This window comes from Flavobacterium branchiophilum NBRC 15030 = ATCC 35035 (genome assembly GCF_002217205.1).
GTDB classification, from domain to species: domain Bacteria; phylum Bacteroidota; class Bacteroidia; order Flavobacteriales; family Flavobacteriaceae; genus Flavobacterium; species Flavobacterium branchiophilum.
Window position 1 is genome coordinate 31,279 of record NZ_MUGT01000024.1, and the last position, 4,746, is coordinate 36,024.

Genomic DNA, 4,746 nt, shown 5'->3' on the forward strand with positions numbered 1-4,746 from the left:
CCTCAAAAAAGGATTTCCACTACTATCCCTAACACAAATTGTTGCTAATATGAAAAATTAGCCCAATTTGAAATAATCAATATAAGTATTCAAATCTTTATCGCCACGTCCCGATAAATTGATAACAACTATATCGTTGGGTTCAAATGCTTTTTTATCTAAAACCGCAAACGCATGTGCCGATTCGATAGCCGGAATTATACCTTCTGTTTTGGAAATATTCAATCCACATTGCATGGCCTCATCATCTGTAACTGAAATAAATTCAGCTCTTTGCGATTCAAATAAATGGGCGTGCATAGGACCAACTCCTGGGTAATCCAATCCTGCCGATATCGAATATGGCTCTGTAATTTGTCCGTCAGGTGTTTGCATCAAAAGGGTTTTACTTCCGTGAATAATACCTATTTTGCCCAAAGCCGATGTTGCGGCACTTTCACCTGAATCAACGCCTAATCCAGCGGCTTCCACAGCAATTAATTTGACATTTTCATGGTCTAAAAAATGATAAAATGCCCCCGCAGCATTACTGCCCCCACCTACGCAAGCGATTACATAGTCTGGATTTTCTTGGCCTTCTTTTTCCAATAATTGGCTTTTGATTTCCTTAGAAATCACCGATTGGAATCGGGCCACCATATCTGGGTAAGGGTGTGGCCCCACTACAGAACCAATAATGTAATAGGTATCTACTGGATTATTTATCCAATCTCTAATGGCTTCATTGGTTGCATCTTTCAATGTTTTGGAACCCGAAAGTGCAGGACGGACTTCGGCACCTAGCATTTTCATACGAGCTACATTCGGAGCTTGACGCTTAATATCGATTTCGCCCATATACACAATACATTCCAAGCCCATCAAAGCACAAACGGTTGCCGTAGCCACCCCGTGTTGACCCGCACCCGTTTCGGCAATGATTCTTTTTTTGCCCAATCGTTTGGCTAACAAAATTTGCCCAATTGTATTGTTCACTTTATGTGCACCTGTATGACATAAATCTTCTCGTTTGAGATAGACCTTGGTATTGTATTTTTTAGATAAACGGGCTGCAAAATATAGTGGGGTTGGCCTTCCTACATAGTCTTTTAGCAATGCTTCAAACTCCAATTGAAAATCTGGTTCAGACATCATTTTTAAATAATTTTGTCTTAATTCTTCTACATTTGGATACAGCATTTCAGGAATAAATGCTCCCCCAAAATTGCCATAAAATCCTTGTTCGTTTACGTTGTATGTCGTCATGTGTTTAATTATTTTTTTATAAATATTTTTTGTAACAATTCTTTATCTTTTAATCCCGCTGCAACTTCAAATTTACTATTTACATCAATAGCATGGATGGGTAAATTGGTTTTTAATATTTCGTTCACCAAATTCATTTCGTCTAATCCGATGCCGCCACTTAAAAAAAATGGCTTTTCCGAAGGATATTTTTCGAGTACTTTCCAATCAAAAGTCGTCCCGTTGCCTCCAGGCAATTTTCCTTTGGTATCAAAAAGGAAATAATCGCAAACCGTTTCAAAATCTTCTAATTGTTGAAAATCAAACGCATCGTCAACCGAAAATACTTTGATAATTTCAATGTTTTTTGCCAATGTATTTTTTAAATCATGACAAAATGCTTCCGATTCGTGACCATGTAATTGAATCGCTTGCAAATCGTATTTTGTTACCGTCGCTTCAATTTCTTCTTTATTAGTATTGACAAACACTCCTGTTTTTTTGATGCTTTGAGGCAAATCAGGCATTTGTCCATCAAAATACCTCGCTGATTTTTCCCAGAAAATAAAACCCATATAATCGGGTAGGAGCGAGCCTACTTCGAGAATATTGTCGGGGTATTTCATGCCGCAGATTTTTAGTCTAACTTCAGATTTTTCTATAGGAAGATTAATGAATGGTGTTACTAAATTTGACATTTTGTTGTTATTTACTCTTTTATTTGATTTAAAATATTGTTCATCTCTTCATTTATTGGATATAACACTATTTCTTTATTTAATTCAATAGCATATTCTGATTTTATTTTACAAAATATCCTATTTTGCTCTATATAAAAATCAAATTTTAATTTTTCATCTTTAGGTGTGTTTCTATATATAAATATTTCCTGGTATATTAATTGATCTGCATAATTGATTGTCAAACGATATATACCAGCATCATTTGGTATTGCATTTGTATTTATTTGATTTTGAGTAAATAAAGGAAATATTTTTACTATCCAGCCAATGCCTTGAGAAACGTTTATAGAAGTTTTTTCACTATTAATTCCTTCCCCAAAATTTACTTTTATTTGATTTGATTCAAATTGTGATTTTGCTGATTGTGCCATTAGTATTAAAAATAAAAAAAAATGTTTTTCATACCGCATATTTTAAGTTTCATACTTACTTTAATTGCTCAATAAATTCCTTAGCCGCTTCCCCCGCATTATCCGTTTTCATAAAGTTTTCACCAATTAAAAAACCTTGGTATCCAAAGGGTTTCAATTCATTTATAGCTTCGATTGACGAAATACCGCTTTCTGAAACTTTTACAAAATCATTCGGAATTTGGTCAGCCAATGTCTTACTGAAATCCAAACTCACTTCAAAGGTTTTTAAATTTCGATTATTGACACCAATCATATCCAAACTAGGCATAATCGATTTTTCTAATTCTTCTTGATTGTGCACTTCCAAAAGAACTTCCAAGCCTAAACCATGTGCGAATTCAGATAAATTTTTGATTTCTTCCCTACTTAAAACCGCTGCGATTAGCAAAATTAAATCGGCGCCGTGTGCTTTGGCTTCCAAAATTTGGTATTCGTCCACAATAAATTCTTTTCGCAAAAGCGGTATGTTTACGCTTGCTCTTGTCAACAACAAATCGTCTAAAGAACCGCCAAAATACTTGCCGTCCGTCAAAACCGAAATGCCACAAGCACCCGCTGTTTCATAGCCTTTTACTACTTCTTCGACAGTAAAACCGTAATTGATTGCTGCTTTGGAAGGCGAACGGCGTTTGTGTTCAGCAATAATTCCCGAATTGCTATTTCGTAAATTATGACTTAATGAAATAGTTTGTTTTCCAAAAAATACCGAAGCTTCCAATTGTGCAACTGGTATAATCGATTTTTTGAGTACTACCTCTCTTCGTTTGTCGAGTATTATTTTGTCTAGTATGTTCATTTTTTTAATTTAAAGATTTAAAGATTTAAAGATTTAAAGATTCAAAGATTTAAAGATTTAAAGATTTAAAGATTCAAAGATTCAAAGATTCAAAGATTCAAAAATTATTGTTTCATTTTTGCACTTAAATATTTTATAAAATTGGATAAATTTTGCGAAATTTCAATAGTTAAAATATAACTCTCTTTAATTTCTAATTCATCGGAAAAGCCTAATTCTCTGCACAAAACTAACATACTTCTTACTTCGGCACAACTCCCTTTAGCAATTTTCAAGTACCGTATAAATTGTCTATTGTTATTGTATTCTGATCCTTCAGCGATATTATTGGTAATTGACACAACGGCTCTTTTGATTTGATCCTTAAAACTGTATTCTTTATCAAAAGATTTATTTTCTAATAATTTAAAAATTAATTTTGTTAATTGAACTCCTTTTTGATAAACTTGAAATTCTTCAAATGATTTTGTCATAATCTTTCAATTTTTAAATCTTTTAATCTTTCAATATCTATTTACTTAATTCCTGTAAAGTTTGTAAGGCTTGCAATCCTTTTCCAGAGCATAAACTTTCCTTGGCTAATTCAAAACCTTCAAGTGGACTACATTTTGTAACCGTAGCAATTGCCATGGCTGCATTGGCACAGACTACATTATTTTGGGCTTCTGTTCCTTTTCCAGAGATGATATTGGTAAACAATTGCGCTGATTCTTCAATTGTTTTTCCGCCTTCAATTTCGGTTTGTAACAATAGTCGAACGCCAAAATCATCTGGATTCAACATCTGTTCTTTGGTATTGGTTATACATTTGGTCGGACAGGTTAAAGAAACTTCGTCATAACCGTCTAAAGAATGTAAAATTGTGAAATTTCTATCCGTATTTTGGTATAAATACGCATACATTCGAGCCAATTCCAAGTTAAAAACCCCCACCAACTGATTCTGTGGAAAGGCTGGATTCACCATGGGGGCTAACATATTGAAAAAGGTTTTTACACCCAATTCTTTTCGGATCGGTCCTACATTTTTCATAGCAGGGTGGAAGAGTGGTGCATGCAAAATACAGATGCCTGCTTTTTCCATACATTTTTCAAGGAAACCCGCATCATTACTGAATTTAATTCCCATTTTTTCCATCACATTACTCGATCCGGAAATTGACGAAACGCCATAATTTCCGTGTTTTGCGACTTTAATTCCCGCACCAGCCGCTACAAAAGAGGCCAAGGTCGAAATGTTAAACGTATCTTTTCCATCGCCACCCGTTCCGCATAAATCGATGGTATTATAGCCCGATAAATCGACACGAATACACAAATCCAATAAGGCTTCACGAAAACCCGCTAATTCTTCGATACTTATGCTTCGCATCATGTAAACGGTTAAGAATGAAGCAATTTGACTGCTGTTGTATGCCCCGTTTGAAATATTAACCAAGACATTTTTAGCTTCTTCTTTGGAGAGCATTTCGTGATTGATTAATCTGTTGAGAATGTTTTTCATTTTTTATTTTTTTTTTGCCGCAAAGGCACAAAGGTGCGAAGATTTATATTTTAGATGTATTATTTAT

General features: G+C 34.4%; 6 protein-coding genes. All 6 read right to left on the reverse strand.

The window, feature by feature from the left end; all coding sequences use genetic code 11:
- Window positions 1-57 precede the first annotated feature (57 nt).
- A complete protein-coding gene (trpB, locus tag B0A58_RS03410; RefSeq protein WP_089079888.1) occupies window positions 58-1,245 on the reverse strand; it encodes a tryptophan synthase subunit beta in 1,188 nt (395 codons plus the stop codon).
- An 8-nt stretch (window positions 1,246-1,253) separates the two neighbouring features.
- Entirely contained in the window at window positions 1,254-1,922 is a 669-nt protein-coding gene (locus B0A58_RS03415; RefSeq protein WP_089079889.1) for a phosphoribosylanthranilate isomerase, read from the reverse strand.
- An 11-nt stretch (window positions 1,923-1,933) separates the two neighbouring features.
- Entirely contained in the window at window positions 1,934-2,338 is a 405-nt protein-coding gene (locus B0A58_RS03420; protein ID WP_089079890.1) for a hypothetical protein, read from the reverse strand.
- 55 nt (window positions 2,339-2,393) lie between these two features.
- The gene (gene trpC, locus B0A58_RS03425) at window positions 2,394-3,176 is read right to left on the reverse strand and encodes an indole-3-glycerol phosphate synthase TrpC (protein ID WP_089079891.1); all 783 of its coding nucleotides are present in this window, start codon (window positions 3,174-3,176) and stop codon (window positions 2,394-2,396) included.
- 104 nt (window positions 3,177-3,280) lie between these two features.
- Complete coding sequence (locus B0A58_RS03430) at window positions 3,281-3,649, reverse strand: four helix bundle protein (RefSeq protein ID WP_089079892.1); 369 nt, start codon at window positions 3,647-3,649, stop codon at window positions 3,281-3,283.
- Between the two features lie 37 nt (window positions 3,650-3,686).
- On the reverse strand, window positions 3,687-4,679 hold the full coding sequence (gene trpD, locus B0A58_RS03435) for an anthranilate phosphoribosyltransferase (protein WP_089079893.1): 993 nt from the start codon (window positions 4,677-4,679) through the stop codon (window positions 3,687-3,689).
- Window positions 4,680-4,746: the final 67 nt, after the last annotated feature.